General features: G+C 71.1%; 17 protein-coding genes. 16 read left to right on the top strand and 1 reads right to left on the bottom strand.

The window, feature by feature from the left end:
• Window positions 1-3: 3 nt before the first annotated feature.
• Window positions 4-402, bottom strand: coding sequence for a DUF1844 domain-containing protein (locus L0965_RS15175; protein ID WP_060959506.1), 399 nt, complete (start codon window positions 400-402; stop codon window positions 4-6).
• A gap of 233 nt (window positions 403-635) precedes the next feature.
• On the opposite strand from L0965_RS15175, the gene infC reads away from it, so the two are divergent.
• The 16 genes from infC to argB all read left to right on the top strand — a co-directional run bounded on the left by infC (window position 636) and on the right by argB (window position 16,912).
• On the top strand, window positions 636-1,301 hold the full coding sequence (gene infC, locus L0965_RS15180) for a translation initiation factor IF-3 (protein WP_234057999.1): 666 nt from the start codon (window positions 636-638) through the stop codon (window positions 1,299-1,301).
• A gap of 76 nt (window positions 1,302-1,377) precedes the next feature.
• Window positions 1,378-1,572: a 50S ribosomal protein L35 gene (gene rpmI, locus L0965_RS15185; RefSeq protein WP_005048908.1), complete on the top strand. Its 195-nt coding sequence runs from the start codon at window positions 1,378-1,380 to the stop codon at window positions 1,570-1,572.
• 30 nt (window positions 1,573-1,602) lie between these two features.
• On the top strand, window positions 1,603-1,983 hold the full coding sequence (gene rplT, locus L0965_RS15190) for a 50S ribosomal protein L20 (protein WP_060959507.1): 381 nt from the start codon (window positions 1,603-1,605) through the stop codon (window positions 1,981-1,983).
• Window positions 1,984-2,057: 74 nt separating this feature from the next.
• Complete coding sequence (locus L0965_RS15195; protein WP_061782142.1) at window positions 2,058-2,858, top strand: RNA methyltransferase; 801 nt, start codon at window positions 2,058-2,060, stop codon at window positions 2,856-2,858.
• A gap of 88 nt (window positions 2,859-2,946) precedes the next feature.
• Window positions 2,947-3,735 carry an amino acid ABC transporter ATP-binding protein gene (locus L0965_RS15200; RefSeq protein ID WP_060959509.1) on the top strand — a complete coding sequence of 263 codons (789 nt, stop codon included), beginning with the start codon at window positions 2,947-2,949 and terminating at the stop codon, window positions 3,733-3,735.
• Between the two features lie 64 nt (window positions 3,736-3,799).
• Window positions 3,800-4,714, top strand: a complete 915-nt coding sequence (locus tag L0965_RS15205) for a glutamate ABC transporter substrate-binding protein (protein WP_060959510.1) — start codon at window positions 3,800-3,802, stop codon at window positions 4,712-4,714.
• A gap of 72 nt (window positions 4,715-4,786) precedes the next feature.
• Entirely contained in the window at window positions 4,787-5,434 is a 648-nt protein-coding gene (locus L0965_RS15210; protein ID WP_060959511.1) for an amino acid ABC transporter permease, read from the top strand.
• Window positions 5,431-6,360 carry an amino acid ABC transporter permease gene (locus L0965_RS15215; RefSeq protein ID WP_198553626.1) on the top strand — a complete coding sequence of 310 codons (930 nt, stop codon included), beginning with the start codon at window positions 5,431-5,433 and terminating at the stop codon, window positions 6,358-6,360. The genes L0965_RS15210 and L0965_RS15215 overlap by 4 nt, the downstream gene beginning before the upstream one ends.
• 63 nt (window positions 6,361-6,423) lie before the next feature.
• Complete coding sequence (gene pheS / locus L0965_RS15220) at window positions 6,424-7,476, top strand: phenylalanine--tRNA ligase subunit alpha (RefSeq protein WP_101306554.1); 1,053 nt, start codon at window positions 6,424-6,426, stop codon at window positions 7,474-7,476.
• Window positions 7,476-10,040 carry a phenylalanine--tRNA ligase subunit beta gene (pheT, locus tag L0965_RS15225; protein WP_101306553.1) on the top strand — a complete coding sequence of 855 codons (2,565 nt, stop codon included), beginning with the start codon at window positions 7,476-7,478 and terminating at the stop codon, window positions 10,038-10,040. The genes pheS and pheT overlap by 1 nt, the downstream gene beginning before the upstream one ends.
• A 224-nt stretch (window positions 10,041-10,264) precedes the next feature.
• A complete protein-coding gene (locus tag L0965_RS15230) occupies window positions 10,265-11,035 on the top strand; it encodes an ABC transporter ATP-binding protein (RefSeq protein ID WP_060959514.1) in 771 nt (256 codons plus the stop codon).
• Complete coding sequence (locus L0965_RS15235) at window positions 11,017-12,600, top strand: hypothetical protein (RefSeq protein WP_101306552.1); 1,584 nt, start codon at window positions 11,017-11,019, stop codon at window positions 12,598-12,600. The genes L0965_RS15230 and L0965_RS15235 overlap by 19 nt, the downstream gene beginning before the upstream one ends.
• The gene (locus tag L0965_RS15240) at window positions 12,597-13,586 is read left to right on the top strand and encodes an NAD-dependent epimerase/dehydratase family protein (RefSeq protein WP_101306551.1); all 990 of its coding nucleotides are present in this window, start codon (window positions 12,597-12,599) and stop codon (window positions 13,584-13,586) included. The genes L0965_RS15235 and L0965_RS15240 overlap by 4 nt, the downstream gene beginning before the upstream one ends.
• A 217-nt stretch (window positions 13,587-13,803) precedes the next feature.
• On the top strand, window positions 13,804-14,859 hold the full coding sequence (gene argC / locus L0965_RS15245; RefSeq protein ID WP_101306550.1) for an N-acetyl-gamma-glutamyl-phosphate reductase: 1,056 nt from the start codon (window positions 13,804-13,806) through the stop codon (window positions 14,857-14,859).
• Complete coding sequence (gene argJ, locus L0965_RS15250; protein WP_101306549.1) at window positions 14,856-16,013, top strand: bifunctional glutamate N-acetyltransferase/amino-acid acetyltransferase ArgJ; 1,158 nt, start codon at window positions 14,856-14,858, stop codon at window positions 16,011-16,013. The genes argC and argJ overlap by 4 nt, the downstream gene beginning before the upstream one ends.
• Complete coding sequence (gene argB / locus L0965_RS15255; RefSeq protein WP_101306548.1) at window positions 16,010-16,912, top strand: acetylglutamate kinase; 903 nt, start codon at window positions 16,010-16,012, stop codon at window positions 16,910-16,912. Before argJ ends, argB begins: the two co-directional genes overlap by 4 nt.
• The last annotated feature ends 3 nt before the right edge of the window (window positions 16,913-16,915 follow it).

Genomic DNA, 16,915 nt, shown 5'->3' on the forward strand with positions numbered 1-16,915 from the left:
CGGTCAGGTGACTGGGCCCGTCCACTTCTCGCCCGGTCCCTTGCCGATCGGATCGGGGATGACGGATGCCTCACGGAAGGCGAGCTGAAGGGAGCGCAGCCCGTCGCGCAGCGACCGCGCATGCATGTCGCTGATCTCCGGAGCGCCGGCGGTGATGAGACCCGCCAGGGCGTTGATGAGCTTGCGGGCCTCATCCAGGTCGAGCTGCGTGGCCGGGTCGTCGGCCAGTCCCGTCTTGACGGCCGCGGCGCTCATGAGATGCACGGCCGCCGTCGTGATCACCTCGACGGCCGGGACGTCGGCGATGTCGCGGCTCGCCGCCGCGGCGGCGCGCTCGCGCTCCTCCCATCGGGCGAGCCGTTCGGCCTCGTGGGGGTCGGGGGAGGAGGGAATCGTGTCCACGTGCTGCTCTCTGCTAGACTGTGCGGGCGCCGGAGTGTTCTGCTCCGGATCGAAAGAGGATCACATCCCACCCGCGCTTGCCGCTCCAGGCTACCGGGTCACGCACTCCGCCCCGTCCGACGGGGCCGCCACGACGGGATCCGTTGCGGGTGAGGGTGCAGGAACGAAGCCGACGTGCGCGTCGTGCGGGGTGGACGTGACGATCTTCCGCCCGAGACACATCCCTGTGTCCGGTGGCACCCACCCGTACGACTAAGGAGTTCCGCATCAGCGATCCCCGCACCAATGACCGCATCCGCGTTCCCGAGGTCCGCCTCGTCGGACCCGCGGGTGAGCAGGTCGGCGTCGTCCGCATCGAGGTCGCGCTGCGCCTCGCTCAGGAAGCAGATCTCGACCTCGTCGAGGTCGCCCCCAACTCGAAGCCGCCCGTGGTCAAGATCATGGACTACGGCAAGTTCAAGTACGAGGCCGCCCAGAAGGCCAAGGAAGCGCGTCGCAATCAGGCCAACACGGTCCTCAAGGAGGTCCGTTTCCGTCTGAAGATCGAGGCTCACGACTACACGACCAAGCTCAAGCGCGCCGAGGGCTTCCTGCAGTCGGGTGACAAGGTCAAGGCCATGATCCTCTTCCGCGGTCGCGAGCAGTCGCGTCCCGAGCAGGGTGTGCGTCTGCTGCGCAAGTTCGCCGAGGACGTCGCCGAGTACGGCACGGTCGAGTCGAACCCGACGATCGACGGTCGCAACATGGTCATGGTCATCGCCCCGCACAAGAACAAGTCCGAGGTCAAGACCGAGCAGAACGCCCAGCGTGCTGCCAACAAGGAGGCGGTGCGCCAGGCGCGCACGACCCCGGGCGCCGAGCCCGAGTCCGCCCCCGCCGAGACCGCTCCCGCGGAGTAGGTCGCCCGGCCCGCGGCCCCGCCGCGTCGGCCCCACGAGCTCCCGCCCCGCGGGAACCACAACGAAGGATAGAGACATGCCGAAGCAGAAGACCCACTCGGGTGCCAAGAAGCGCTTCAAGGTCACCGGTAGCGGGAAGATCAAGAAGCAGCAGGCGAACCTCCGCCACAACTTCGAGGGCAAGCCCACCAAGCGCACGCGCCGCCTGTCGGCCGACAAGATCCTGGCTCCCGGCGACGCGAAGGTCGCCAAGAAGCTCCTCGGCATCTGAGCGCTGACGCAGACGAGAAAGTAGAAGAAAATGGCTAGAGTCAAGCGGGCCGTCAACGCCCACAAGAAGCGTCGCGTCATCCTCGAGCGCGCCTCCGGTTACCGCGGTCAGCGTTCGCGCCTGTACCGCAAGGCCAAGGAGCAGGTCACCCACTCCCTGGTCTACGCGTACCGCGACCGTCGCAAGCGCAAGGGCGACTTCCGCCGCCTGTGGATCCAGCGCATCAACGCCGCGAGCCGTGCGAACGGCCTCACCTACAACCGCTTCATCCAGGGCCTGGGCCTGGCCGGCGTGCAGGTCGACCGTCGCATGCTCGCCGAGCTGGCCGTCAACGAGCCGAAGACCTTCGCGTCGCTCGTCGAGACCGCCAAGAAGGCGCTGCCGGCGGACGTGAACGCGCCCAAGGCGTAATCACCGCAACACAGCACACAGAAGGGGTGTCCTCCGAACGGGGGACACCCCTTCTTCTTCTCTAGGATGAGAGCGTGCTCGAAAACCCTCGCTCTCCGCGCGTGCGCGCCGTCGCCAAACTGACCAAGCGCAGTGCACGTCAGGAGACCGGGCTGTTCCTGCTCGAAGGGCCGCAGGCCGCCCGCGAGGCGCTGGCCTTCCGCCCCGACACCCTCGTCGAGCTCTTCGCCACGCCCACGGCGATGGAGCGGCACCAGGACATCCGCGACGCCGCGCGCGACGCGGGGCTGGAGATCGTCTTCACGACGGAGGCGGTGCTCGACGCGATGGCCGACACCGTCACGCCGCAGGGCATCGTCGCGGTCGCGCGCCAGTCGCCGACGTCGCTGAAGGACGTGTTCGCGGCATCCCCGACGCTCATCGCGATCTGCGAGGAGGTGCGCGATCCCGGGAACCTGGGCACCATCATCCGCGCCGCCGACGCGGCGGGCGCGGATGCCGTCGTGCTCACCGGGCGCACCGTCGATCCCTACAATCCCAAGGTCGTGCGGGCCACCACCGGGTCGCTCTTCCACCTGCCGGTCGCGGTCGGCGCCGAGCTGTCCGCGACCGTCGAGCGTGCCCACGCCGCGGGGATGCGGGTGGTCGCCGCCGACGTCGGGGGCGACGACTTCCTCGCGCGCCGCGAGGTGCTCGCCGAGCCCACCGCCTGGCTGTTCGGCAACGAGGCGCGCGGCCTCGAAGACGCCGCGCTGGGCCTTGCGGACCTCTCGCTGCGCCTCCCGATCTACGGGCGCGCCGAGTCCCTGAATCTCGCCACCGCGGCCAGCGTCTGCCTGTACGAGACCGCCTTCGCGCAGCGCGGAGGGCGCTGACGCGCATTGTCGCGGGTCGGTCACGACTCGGTCAAGATCCTGTGCATAAGTTGTGCCACGTCGAGGTGATCTGCCTAGGCTGGCCCGCATGTCGACTCCCCACCCGGCTCCGGCGACGTCCAACATCACGGTCCGTCGAGGCGATCCCCTGGTCGTGATCGATGCGGTCGAGAAGCACTACGGCGACTTCCACGCCCTGAAGAACATCGACCTGACGGTGAACCGCGGCGAAGTGGTGGTGGTCATCGGGCCGTCCGGTTCCGGCAAATCGACGCTCTGCCGCACGATCAACCGGCTGGAGACGATCACCAGCGGCACGATCTCGATCGACGGCACCGAGCTGCCGAAGGAGGGCAAGGCCCTCGCCGCGCTCCGCGCCGACGTCGGCATGGTCTTCCAGTCGTTCAACCTGTTCTCGCATCTGACGATCCTCGAGAACGTCACTCTCGGGCCGATCAAGGTCAAGAGGATGAAGAAGGCGGATGCCGAGGCGGAGGCGAAGGTCCTCCTCGAGCGCGTCGGCGTCGGCCACCAGGCGGCGAAGCTGCCGGCTCAGCTGTCCGGAGGTCAGCAGCAGCGCGTCGCGATCGCGCGGGCGCTGGCGATGAAGCCGAAGGTGATGCTCTTCGACGAGCCCACCAGCGCGCTGGACCCGGAGATGATCAATGAGGTGCTCGACGTCATGGTCGGCCTCGCCCAGGACGGCATGACGATGATCGTCGTCACCCACGAGATGGGGTTCGCCCGCAAGGCCGCCGACCGCGTCGTGTTCATGGCCGACGGGCAGATCGTCGAGCAGGCCCGGCCCGAGGAGTTCTTCACCGCACCGAAGAGCGACCGCGCGAAGGACTTCCTCTCCAAGCTGATCACGCACTGATGAAGACGTCCGCGCCCGGCACCGGCGCGGTCAACGAGAGATGGATACGAAACAGGAGGATCACATGCTGAAGAAGAATCGCATCGCCGGCGCTTTCGCCGGTCTGGCCGTCGCGGCCCTCGCCCTCACGGCGTGCAACAGCGGCACCCCGGGTGCAGAGCCCGGCGCGACGGAGGGCGCGGGCGGCGCCGCCGAGACCCCGTGGACGGTCGCCACGGATGTGACGCTCGAGGGCAGCCCCACGTTCGACAAGATCACGAGCGCCGGCGTCGTCAAGGTCGGCGTCAAGGAGGATCAGCCCGGTCTCGGCTACCTCGACCCGGTCACGAACACGCGCAGCGGCTTCGACGTCGACATCGCGCGGTGGATCGCGGCGTCGCTCGGCTACGACGAGGACAAGATCGAGTTCCAGGCGATCGCCTCCGCCAACCGCGAGCAGGCGCTCGTGAACGGCGACATCGACTACTACGTCGGCACCTACTCGATCACCGACAAGCGCAAGCAGCAGATCTCCTTCGCCGGTCCCTACTTCATCACCGGTCAGGGCCTGCTCGTCGCCGCCGACAACGACAAGATCACGGGTAAAGACGCGCTGACCGCGGACGACACCGTCTGCTCGGCCACGGGCTCGACCTCGATCCAGCGCATCAAGGAGGAGACGCAGGCCAAGACGAAGGAGTACGACACCTACTCCGCGTGCGTCGAAGATCTCAAGAACGGCCAGGTCGACGCCGTCACCACCGATGAGGCTATCCTCATCGGATACGCCGCGCAGGCGCCCGACCAGCTGAAGGTCGTCGGAGAGCCCTTCAGCGAGGAGCGCTACGGCGTCGGCATCGCGCAGGGCGACACCGCCTTCCAGACGTTCATCAACACGATGTTCACCGACGGCGGATCGACCTGGCAGGCGATCTTCGACAAGAACCTCGGCGCCTCGGGCGTGAAGGCGACGCAGCCGCAGGTCGACGCGGCGGACTGATCCGCCCCGGCGGCGGCGCTGCGGCGCCGCCGCCGGAACCCGACCACGACGACAACGACGGAAGGCGGAGCGGTGGAGGTCATCACCGACAACCTGGACCTGTGGGGAGAGGCCCTCACCGGCACGCTGGTGCTGTTCTTCGGCGGCGGCGTCCTCGCGCTCGTGCTCGGCTTCGTCGTCGGCGCGATGCGCGTCTCGCCGATTCCGGCGGCGCGCGCGGTGGGCGCCGTCTACGTCAACTGGATCCGCAACACCCCGCTGACGCTGGTCATGTTCTTCTTCGCGTTCTGCCTGCCGATCCTGCTGCGGGAGCGCATCGACGCGATCCTGCTCGCGACGCTCGCCCTCGGCGTGTACACGGCGACCTACGTGGCCGAGACGCTGCGCTCCGGGATCAACACCGTGCCGGTCGGTCAGGCCGAAGCCGCCCGCGCGCTGGGTCTCACCTTCGGTCAGGTGATGACGCTCGTGGTGCTGCCGCAGGCCACCCGCTCGGTCATCCCGCCGATGATGAGCGTGCTCATCGCGCTGTTGAAGAACACCACCGTGGCCGCCGGCTTCTCCGTCCTCAACCTGGGGTCGGTCCGCAGCAACCTCAGCGAGCGCGGCGAGAACCAGCTCGTCACCCTCCTGTGGGTCATGGTCATCTTCGTCGCCCTGGTGCTGCTGCTCGCGTGGCTGCAGCGAGCGATGGAACGCCGATGGAAGGTCGCACGATGAGCTCCGTCCTCTACGACGTCCCCGGTCCCCGCGCCGTCGCCCGCAACCGCGTGCTGGGACTCGCCACGATCCTGCTCGTCCTCGCGATCGCCGGGTGGGTGATCTGGCGCTTCGCCGCGACCGGACAGTTCTCCGCCGACAAATGGGAGATCTTCACGTACGCGACGATCTGGCAGCGGCTGCTCGACGGCGCGCTCGCGACGCTCGCGGCCTTCGCCGCGGCGGCGGCCGGTGCGCTCGTGCTCGGCTTCGTCCTCGCGATCGGGCGCTTGTCCGCGCACACGTGGATCCGGGTGCCCGTCGGCTGGATCACCGAGATCCTGCGCGCCGTCCCCGTCCTCGTCTTCATGATGCTGCTCTACTACGGTCTGCCGGTCATCGGCATCCGGATGGAGCCGTACTGGGCGGTCGTGATCGCCCTCGTCGCGTACAACGGCTCGGTCCTGGCGGAGGTGATCCGCGCCGGCGTCGAGTCGCTGCCGCGCGGCCAGAGCGAGGCGGGCTACGCGATCGGTCTGCGCAAGGCCGGCGTGCTCCGCCTGATCCTGCTTCCGCAGGCGATCCGCGCCATGATGCCGGTCATCGTCGCCCAGCTCGTCGTCACCCTGAAGGACACGGCGCTCGGCTTCATCATCACCTACCCCGAGCTGCTCTACGTCATCAAGCTGTTGGGCTCGAACGCGGTGTACAGCTCGCCTCTCATCCAGACCGCGATCGTCGGCGGCTCGATCTACGTGGCGATGTGCCTGGCCCTCAGCTATGTGGCGTACCGCATCGAACAGCGGTCCCAGCGGCGTCAGCAGCAGCAGGCGGCCGAGGGGGGCGCGCCCCATCATCCGATGGGAACCGGTGGCACCGACACCGAGCTCATCGCCCTGCAGGCGCGGGCGGGCAAGCTCGATCCGGGGAACACGTCGCAGATGTGATCCGCGGGGCGGTCGCCGGCGCGGTCCCGGCAGCCTGCGCCGCCGCCGGTAGACTCCTCTCTTGTGTCTGACGCACCCGAGATCACTCCCGCGATCACCGCCGAGAACGTGGATGCCGCCGTCGCCGACGCCCTGACGGCGATCGCAGCGGCCGGTTCCACGGCCGAGCTCAAGGCGGCGCGCGCGGCCCACGCCGGCGAGGGGTCGCCCCTCGCGCAGCTGAACGCGCAGCTGCGTCACGTGCCGAACGAGCAGAAGGCCGCGTTCGGCAAGCTCGTCGGCCAGGCGCGCGGGCGCGTCACGCAGGCGCTCGTCGCCCGGGAGGAGGAGCTCGCGGCCGCGGAGAACGCGGCGAAGCTCGAGGCCGAGCGGGTCGACATCACGGCGATCGCGCCGCGGGGACGCGTCGGCGCCCGGCATCCGATCTCTCTCCTGCAGGAGGAGATCGCCGACCTCTTCGTCGGCATGGGATGGGAGATCGCCGAAGGACCCGAGCTCGAGCACGAGTGGTACAACTTCGACGCGCTGAACTTCGACATCGACCACCCGGCGCGCCAGATGCAGGACACGTTCTTCGTGGATCCCGTCGAGCGCCACTTGGTGCTGCGCACGCAGACCAGTCCCGTCCAGATGCGCTCGATGCTCGAGCGTGAGCTGCCGATCTACGTGCTGTCGCCCGGACGGGTGTACCGGACCGACGAGTTCGACGCCACGCACCTGCCTGCCTTCCACCAGTTCGAGGGACTCGTCGTCGACAAGGGCATCACGATGGCGAACCTCAAGGGCACCCTCGACCACGCCGCGAAGGTCCTGTTCGGCGCCGAGGCGAAGACGCGTTTCCGCACCAACTTCTTCCCCTTCACCGAGCCGTCGGCCGAGCTCGACCTGTGGCACCCGACCTTCAAGGGCGGCGCGCGCTGGATCGAGTGGGGCGGCTGCGGCATGGTCAACCCGAACGTGCTGCGCGCGGCCGGGATCGACCCGGAGGTCTACTCCGGGTTCGCCTTCGGAATGGGCATCGAGCGCACGCTCATGTTCCGCTCCGACGTGCAGGACATGCGGGACATGGCCGAGGGCGATGTCCGCTTCAGCGAGCAGTTCGGAATGGTGGTCTGATGCGCGTCCCTCTGTCGTGGCTGCGTGAGTACGTCGAGCTTCCCGAGGATGCCACGACCGACGACGTCTTCGCGGCGCTCGTGTCGGTGGGCTTCGAGGAGGAAGAGGCGATCGGCTTCGAGATCACCGGTCCGGTCGTGGTCGGCCAGGTGCTCTCCTTCGAGGCGGAGCCCCAGTCCAACGGCAAGACCATCAGGTGGTGCCAGGTCGACGTGGGCGCGGCCAACGGCGGCGTCCGCGGCATCGTCTGCGGCGCCTCCAACTTCGTCGCCGGCGACAAGGTCGTCGTGTCGCTGCCCGGCGCCGTCCTGCCCGGCCCGTTCCCGATCTCGGCGCGCAAGACCTACGGCCACGTCTCCGACGGCATGATCGCCTCGGCGCGCGAGCTCGGCCTCGGTGAGGAGCACAACGGCATCCTGCGTCTGGTCGAGCTCGGACTGGACCCGGAGGTGGGCGCCGACGCGATCGCCCTGCTGGGCCTGGACGACGTGGCGGTCGACGTGAACGTCACGCCCGACCGCGGCTACGCCCTGTCGCTGCGCGGGATCGCGCGCGAGTACTCGCACGCCACCGGAGCCGCCTTCCGCGACCCCGCCGACCACGAGTGGGCGGACGTCGCGCCCGGCAGCGGATTCCCGATCGTCGTCGACGACCGGGCACCGCTGCGGGGCCGCGTCGGAGCGAGCGAGTTCGTCGCCCGCGTCGTGCGCGGGGTCGATCCGACCCGCCCCACGCCGCCCTGGATGGTGGCGCGGCTGACCCTCGCGGGCATCCGCTCCCTCGGCATCCTGATCGACATCACCAACTACGTCATGCTCGAGCTCGGCAACCCGATCCACGGGTACGACCTCGACCGGCTGCAGGGCGGCATCACCGTCCGGCGCGCCGGCGAGGGGGAGAAGCTCACGACCCTCGACGGCAAGGAGCGGACGCTCAGCGCCGAGGACCTCCTCATCACCGACGAGTCGGGCCCGATCGGCCTCGCCGGCGTGATGGGCGGCGGGACGACCGAGATGACGGATGCCACGCGCAACGTGCTCATCGAAGCGGCGACCTTCGACCCGATCACGATCGCGCGCACGGCCCGTCGCCACAAGCTGCCGTCCGAGGCCTCGCGCCGTTTCGAGCGCGGCGTCGACCCGCTGCTGCCGTTCGTCGCCGCCCGCCGCGTCGCCGACCTGATGGTCGACCTCGCCGGCGGAACTCTCGACACCGAGCTGGGCGGCGCGCTGTTCGGCGAGGTGTTCGTGGAGGGCATCGACCTGCCGCGTGCGTTCGTGCCGACCCTCATCGGCGTCGACTACACGGATGCCGAGATCACGGACGCCCTCGAGATGATCGGCTGCGAGGTGACGGATGTCGATGAGGCGTTCGTCGACGGGGTCGTGTTCGACGAGGCCGTGCCCGCCGACATCCCCGGCGGCGGATGGATCGTCATCCCGCCGACGTGGCGCCCCGACCTCACCGACAAGTGGACGCTGGCCGAGGAGGTCGCGCGCATCCACGGGCTCGACCGCATCCCGTCGATCCTGCCGACTCCCCCGTCGGGTCGCGGCCTGACCGCGCTGCAGAAGGGGCGTCGTCGGGTCGCCAACGCCCTGGCGGCCGCCGGCTACGTCGAGACGCCGTCGTTCCCCTTCTCGACCGCCGAGGCGAACGCGCTGCACGGCTCGGCCTCCGGCGAGCCCGTGGCCTCGGTGCGGCTCGCGAACCCGCTGGACGGACAGGCGCCGTATCTACGCCGCTCGCTCATCCCCGGGCTGCTGGCCGTGGCGCACCGCAACCAGGCCCGCGGGTTCACCGACCTGGCCCTGTTCGAGACGGGACTCGTCTTCACCCCCGAAGACGGCGTCGTCTACGGCACGGCGACCGTGCCGCCGCTCGCCGTGCGTCCCGATGACGAGACCCTCGCGGCCCTCAACGCCTCGCTGCCGCCGCAGCCGCGCCACGCGGCCGTCCTCCTCGGCGGCGACATCGTCGCCAAGCAGCCGGGTCAGCCGGCCGTCGCGGCGGAACTGTCGGACGCGCTCTTCGCGGTGCAGACGATCGCCGCCGCCGCGGGCGTGCGCATCGACGTGGCCCAGGGCCGGCGCGCCGCGCTGCACCCGGGACGCACCGGGATCCTCTCCGTCGACGGCGTCGAGGTCGGCTACGTCGGCGAGGTGCTGCCGCAGGTCGCCGCCGACGCCGACCTGCACGGGCGGGTCTACGTCGCCGAGCTCGATCTCGATCGCGTCCTCGCTCTCGCGGGCGCTCCCGCGGTCGCGCCGTCGCTGTCGGGCTACCCGGCCGCGACGCAGGACGTCTCGCTCGTCGTGGGCGCGGACGTCGTCGCCGGTGACGTCGAGGCGGCGCTCGTCGACGGCGCGGGCCCGCTGCTGGAGACCGTGCGTCTCGTCGACGACTATCGCGGAACGGGACTCGCCGACGGCACGAAGAGCCTGACGTTCGCGCTGCGGTTCCGGGCGCCCGATCGCACGCTCACCGCGGCCGAGGCCACGGAGGCCAAGCTCGCCGGCGTCGCCGTCGCGACCCAGCGCTACGCGGCGACGATCCGGGAGTAGCGCCCGCTCGGGGCCGTCGCGTGGCCCTCGTGACGGATCTGCAAGCCCTCTTGCGCGACACGCCGGAGTCGAGCGTCGAGCGTCCCGCGTGACGCGTCGGGGCCCGTGCAGTTCGGGCTTCGGCGATGCGGCCATCGTGCCGGCGCGCTCCGACACCGGCGGATGCCGCGGCGTCGGCGACGGGGCTGTGACCGCGCGCGCCGGTCGGGCTAGGCTCGGTGGGGATGACTGACACCCAGCTGGTCCCCGCCCTGCAGCTCGCGGGCCTCGTCAAGCGCTTCGGCGACAAGACCGCGGTCGCCGGTGTCGACCTCCTCGTCCCACCGGGCTCGTTCTACGGACTCGTCGGTCCCAACGGCGCCGGGAAGACGACGACCCTGTCGATGGCGACGGGACTGCTGCGCCCCGATGCCGGGACGGCGTGGGTGCACGGCGTCGATGTGTGGGCCGATCCGGTGCGCGCCAAGGCGATGATCGGAAACCTCGCCGACGGCGTGCGTCTGTTCGACCGCCTGACGGGGGAGCAGCTGCTCACGTACACCGCGATGATGTTCTCGGTGCCCCGGGAGCAGATCGCCGGGCGCGTGTCCGACCTGATCGCGCTCATGGATCTCGGTGAGGCCGCCGGCACGATCGTCGCCGACTACTCGGCCGGCATGACCAAGAAGGTGGCGCTGGCCTGCGCGCTCGTGCACGCCCCGCGCCTGCTCGTGCTGGACGAGCCGTTCGAGTCGGTCGACCCGGTGTCGGCCGCCAACATCGAGGACGTCCTGCGCTCGTACACGTCCTCGGGCGGCACGATCATCGTCTCGAGCCACTCGATGGACCTCGTGCAGCGCATGTGCGACCACGTCGCGATCATCGCGACCGGCCGCGTCCTCGCCGCCGGCACGGTCGACGAGGTGCGCGCGGGCGAGAGCCTGCAGGACCGCTTCCTGTCGCTGGTCGGCGGCCGCCACACCTCGGAGGGCCCGCAGTGGTTGCGACAGTCCTGAGGCTGCGCTACCGCATCCTCGGCAACACGCTCGCCCGCCGGCCGTGGCAGCTCGTCGGCTTCTGCTTCGGCATCCTCTGGGCGCTCGGCATCCTGGGGTCGGTGATCACGGGCCTCGTCGCGATCGCGGTCTTCCAGAGCCTCGACGTCGCCCGCGCGGTGGCCGTGACCGGCGGCTCCGCGCTGCTGTTGGGCTGGGTGCTCGGCCCGGTGCTGGTCACCGGCATGGACACGACGGTGGATGCCGACAAGCTCGCCCCCTTCCCGCTCACCACCCGTCAGGTCATGCTCGCCCTCACTGTCACGGGGCTCACCGGCATCCCGGGCATCGCGACCTCCATCGCCGCGCTCGCGACGGTCGCGCTCTGGGTGCGCTGGCCCCTCGCGGCCCTCGTCGCGGTGCCGTGCATCGCGCTCGCCGTGCTGACGTGCGTCGTGGCCTCGCGCCTCGTCTCCGCGCTGTCGACCGTGCTCGGCGGCAACCGGCGCGGCCGCGAGCTCGTCGGCACCGTCGTGCTGGTGCTGCTGATCATGTCCGGGCCGATCATCACGGGGACGCTGGCGCTGCTGGGCTCGGCGCGCGACCTCGGCGAGCAGGTGCGGCAGATCGCCGGCGTGCTCTCGTGGACCCCGATCGGGGCCACCTGGGCGGTCCCCGGCGACGTGGCGGCCGGTGCGTGGGGGAGCGCGGCGCTGAAGCTGCTGATCGCGCTCGCGACGCTCGGAGTGCTCTGGATGCTGTGGGCGCGTGCGCTGCACGGCGCGACGACGGCGCCGCGACAGCGCGCCGCCAAGGTCGCCCGCTCCGGTGCCCTGGGCCTGTTCGGTCGGATGCCGACCGGTGGCATCGGCGCGACCTGGGCCCGCTCCCTCACGGCGTGGCTGCGCGATCCCCGCTACCTGCGGCAGCTGCTGGTGGTGCCGCTGTTCCCGCTGCTGTTCGCCTTCACCGGCGGCATCGACGGGTTCATGTTCTCGTCGTCGGCGATCCTCGTCGCCTTCGTGCTCTGCCTCGCCGGGTACACCGACGTGTCCTACGACGGCACCGCGTTCGCCTCGGTGCTCGCGACCGGCATCCGCGGCCGCGACGACCGGCTCGGCCGGGCGCTCGGTGCGGCGAGCATCGGCATCCCGCTGGTGGTCCTCGTCGCGGTCGTCACCACCGCGGTCGGCGGTCGCTCGGCGGAGCTCCCTGCGATCCTCGGCGCCGCGCTCGGGCTGCTCCTCGGCGGGTACGGCGTCAGCGCGGTCTCGTCGGCGCTGATCGTCAGCCCCGTCGCCGCGCCCGGAGACAGCCCCTTCAAGAGCGTGCCGGGGCAGACCTTCCTCACGGGTCTGCTCGTCTTCGTCGTGATGGGGGCGTGCCTCGTGCTCGGTGCCCCGGCGATCGCGTTCGCCATCGCGGGTCTCGTCACGGGTGCACCGCTGTGGGGCTGGGTGGCGCTCGCCGTCGGCATCGGCGTCGGCGGGGGAGCGGCGGCGCTGGGCGTGTGGCTCGGCGGCCGCGCGCTCGATCGCAGCGGACCGGATCTGCTGCAGCGCATCAAGGCGTTCCCGACGACATGACCGAGATCCTCGTCCTCGGCGGCACCGGGTGGCTGTCGGGCCGGATCGCTCGGCGGTGGCGGGATGCCGGCGCCGCCGTGACCTGTCTCGCGCGCGGAGGCCGCCCCGTGCCGGACGGCACGCGGCTGGTCGTCGGCGACCGCGACTCCGCCTCCGCCTCCGCTTACGAGAGCCTCGCGGACCGCGAGTGGGACGAGGTCGTCGACATCTCCTCCACGGCCGCCCACGTGCGCGCGGCCGTCGACGCCCTGGGCGGTCGCGCCCGGCACTGGACCTATGTGTCGAGCGTGTCGGCGTACGCGGACGACGACGTGGTGGGCGCCGACGAAACCGCGCCGCTCGCGCCGCCCGCCGGACCGGGCGAGGAAGGCGACTACCGGCGGGAGAAGTCGGCCGCCGAGGCCGCGGTCCGCGCCGCGTGCGGCCACCGTGCCGCCGTGGTACGCCCCGGGCTCATCGTCGGACCGGGCGATCCGACCGACCGCTTCGGCTACTGGGTCGCGCGATTCGCGGCCGCGGGAGCCGAGCCGGTGCTCGTGCCCGACGTGCCGGCGGCGCCGGTGCAGGTGATCGACGTCGACGACCTCGCGAGCTTCGTCGTCGCCCTGGGCGGTGCGCGGTTCACGGGCGCCGTCAACGCCGTCGGCGACGCCCTGCCGCTGGACACGGTGCTGGCGGCCGCCCGCGCGACGGCGGGACACACGGGGGAGGTGGTCGCGGCATCCCCCGACTGGCTGGTCGCCCAGGGGGTGGCCCACTGGGCGGGGGAGCGCTCGCTGCCGCTGTGGCTGCCGGAGGGCATGCCCGGGTTCGCGACGCGATCGAACGCGGTCTTCCGTCTGCTCGGCGGGCGGCTCACGCCGCTCGGCGCGACGCTGGAGCGTGTGCTCGCCGACGAGCGCGCCCGCGGACTCGATCGCCCGCGCCGGGCCGGCCTCACCCGCGCCGACGAGCGCGCGCTGCTCGCCGCCCGCGCGGGCGGCTGAGGCCGATTTGCGACGCACCCCGTCCGCGCGATACGGTCGCCGCATGCATCCGGCCGCTCCTCTCACCGTCACCACGGTGCGACGCGCGCGCCGACGCCAGGCCGGCCGCCGACTCTAGGCGATCCCGCGAGCTCCCTGTCGCCGTGACGGGTCGAGCCGCCGGTGTCGCCGTTTCGAGCCCACCGTCTGCAGACCACAGTCACAATAAGGTTGAACAATGACCCTTTCGGTCGCCGTCTCCGGCGCTTCCGGCTATGCGGGCGGCGAGATCCTGCGCCTGCTCGCCGCTCATCCCGACATCCGCATCACGACCGTCACCGCGCACAGCAACGCGGGCGACGCGCTCGTCCAGCACCAGCCGCACCTGCGCTCCCTCGCACACCTGACGCTCCAGCCGACCACGCCCGACGTGCTCGCCGGCCATGACGTCGTCTTCCTCGCGCTCCCGCACGGCCAGTCCGGCCAGTACACCGACGCGCTCGCCGACACGCCCCTCGTGATCGATGCCGGCGCCGACCACCGGTTGACCTCCCCGGCGGCCTGGGACGCGTTCTACGGCGGCGCCTTCCACGAGCCGTGGACCTACGGCGTGCCCGAGCTCCTCGTCGGGGCCGGCGGCGCCAAGCAGCGCGACGCGCTCGTCGGCGCCTCGCGCATCGCGGCCCCCGGCTGCAACGCCTCGACCGTCGCCCTCAGCCTCGCCCCCGGTGTCGCCGCGGGCGTCATCGACCCGTCGGACATCGTCAGCGTCCTCGCCGTCGGCCCGTCCGGGGCCGGCAAGAGCCTGAAGACCACCCTGCTCGCGTCCGAGATCCTCGGCTCCGCCAACCCGTATGCTGTCGGCGGCACGCACCGCCACATTCCGGAGATCCAGCAGGCGCTCACCGCTGCGGCGCCCGCCGCCGCCGACGTGCGCATCTCGTTCACCCCGGTGCTGGTGCCGATGGCCCGCGGCATCCTGGCGACCTCCACGGCGCCGATCGTCGACGGGGTGACGGATGCCGAGATCCGCGCCGCGTGGGAGGACGCCTACGGGTCGGAGACGTTCGTGCAGCTCCTTCCCGAGGGACAGTTCCCCCGGACGGCGGACGTCCTCGGCGCCAACACGGCGCTCGTCGGACTCGCGATCGACCGCCCCGCCGGCCGCGTCGTCGTCGTGACGGCGGTCGACAACCTCGTCAAGGGCACCGCGGGTGCCGCCATCCAGTCGATGAACATCGCCCTCGGCCTTCCCGAGGCCACGGGCCTGACCGTGAACGGAGTGGCACCGTGAGCGTCACCGCCCCCGCAGGATTCGCCGCCGCCGGCGTCGTCGCCGGCCTCAAATCGACCGGCAAGCCCGACGTCGCCGTCGTCGTCAACCGCGGCCCGCTCAAGGTCGGTGCCGCCGTGTTCACCAGCAACCGCGCCAAGGCGAACCCGATCCTGTGGTCGCAGCAGGCCATCCAGGACGCGACGGTCGAGGCCGTCGTGCTGAACTCCGGCGGTGCCAACTGCTTCACCGGCGCGTTCGGCTTCCAGACGACGCACCAGACGGCCGAGAAGGCCGCGGAGCTGCTGGACGTGAGCCCCGGCGATGTGCTCGTCTGCTCCACCGGGCTGATCGGCACCGGCGACGAGGTCTTCCGCGCGAAGGTGCTCGCCGGCACCGAGGCGGCGATCGCGGCGCTGTCGGACGACGGCGGCGACGACGCGGCGCGCGCGATCATGACCACCGACACCGTGCCCAAGACCAGCGTGTTCGAGGGGGACGGGTGGACCATCGGCGCGATGGCGAAGGGCGCGGGCATGCTCGCCCCGGGCCTGGCGACGATGCTCGTCGTCCTCACGACCGATGCGGTGCTCGCCGCCGCCGACGCCGACGCGCACCTGCGTGCGGCGACGCGCGTGAGCTTCGACCGGCTCGACTCGGACGGCTGCATGTCCACCAACGACCAGGTCACCCTCCTGGCCAGCGGCGCCAGCGGCGTGACGCCCGATGCCGCCGCCTTCCGCGCGGCGCTCATCGAGGTCTGCACGAGCCTCGCGGTCCAGCTGCAGGCGGACGCCGAGGGCGCGAGCCACGACATCACGATCCGGGTCGTGGGCGCGGCATCCGAGGACGACGCCGTCGAGGTCGGCCGCTCGGTCGCCCGCAACAACCTCTTCAAGGCCGCGATCTTCGGAAACGACCCCAACTGGGGCCGGGTCCTCGCCGCGATCGGCACGACGCAGGCGGCCTTCGACCCCTACCTGGTCGACGTGAGCTTCAACGGCGTGCGGCTGTGCAGCGCGGGTGCCCCCGACCGCCCGCGTGAGGAGGTCGACCTCACCCCGCGCGCGACGGACGTGCTCATCGACCTCAAAGCGGGGGATGCCGCGGCGACCATCTTCACCAACGACCTGACGCACGACTACGTCCACGAGAACAGCGCGTACAGCTCATGACCGAGAAGATCCAGCACACGACGCCCAAGGAGGCCGCCGAGAAGGCCGCCGTCCTCATCGAGTCGCTGCCCTGGCTGCAGCGCTTCCGCGACCAGATCATCGTCATCAAGTACGGCGGCAACGCCATGGTCTCCGAGGAGCTGCAGGACGCGTTCGCGCAGGACATCGCCTACCTCCGTTTCGTGGGCGTGAAGCCCGTCGTCGTGCACGGCGGCGGTCCGCAGATCTCGCAGATGCTCGACCGCCTCGCGATCCCGAGCGAGTTCAAGGGCGGGTACCGGGTCACCTCCACCGAGGCGATGAGCGTCGTGCGGATGGTGCTCACCGGGCAGGTGAACCCCCAGCTGGTGGCGCGCATCAACGCCTACGGTCCGTTCGCGGCGGGGCTCTCGGGCGAGGATGCCGGACTGTTCCACGGCCGCCGCCGCGGTGTCGTGATCGACGGCACCGAGCACGACCTCGGTGCCGTCGGCGACGTCGTGCGCGTCGACCCGCAGCCGGTGCTCGACCAGCTCGCCGCCGGCCGCATCCCCGTGGTGTCCTCGATCGCGCCGGATCTCGACCACCCCGGGCAGTCGCTCAACGTCAACGCGGATGCCGCGGCCGCCGCCCTCGCCGTCGCGCTCGGTGCCGCCAAACTCGTCGTGCTGACCGACGTCGCGGGACTCTACGCCGACTGGCCGAATCGCGACTCGCTCGTCTCGCATCTGACGGCCGACGAGTTGCGCGCGATGCTGCCGCGCCTGGAGTCGGGGATGATCCCGAAGATGCAGGCGTGCCTCGACGCGGTCGACGGCGGCGTCGACACGGCGGCGATCATCGACGGACGCCAGCCCCATTCGGTGCTGGTGGAGATCTTCACGGAACAGGGAATCGGAACAGAGGTGGTGGCGCAGTGAGCG

The sequence above is a fragment of the Microbacterium sp. NFH-22A-Y genome, from assembly GCF_021401375.1.
GTDB lineage: Bacteria > Actinomycetota > Actinomycetes > Actinomycetales > Microbacteriaceae > Microbacterium > Microbacterium hominis.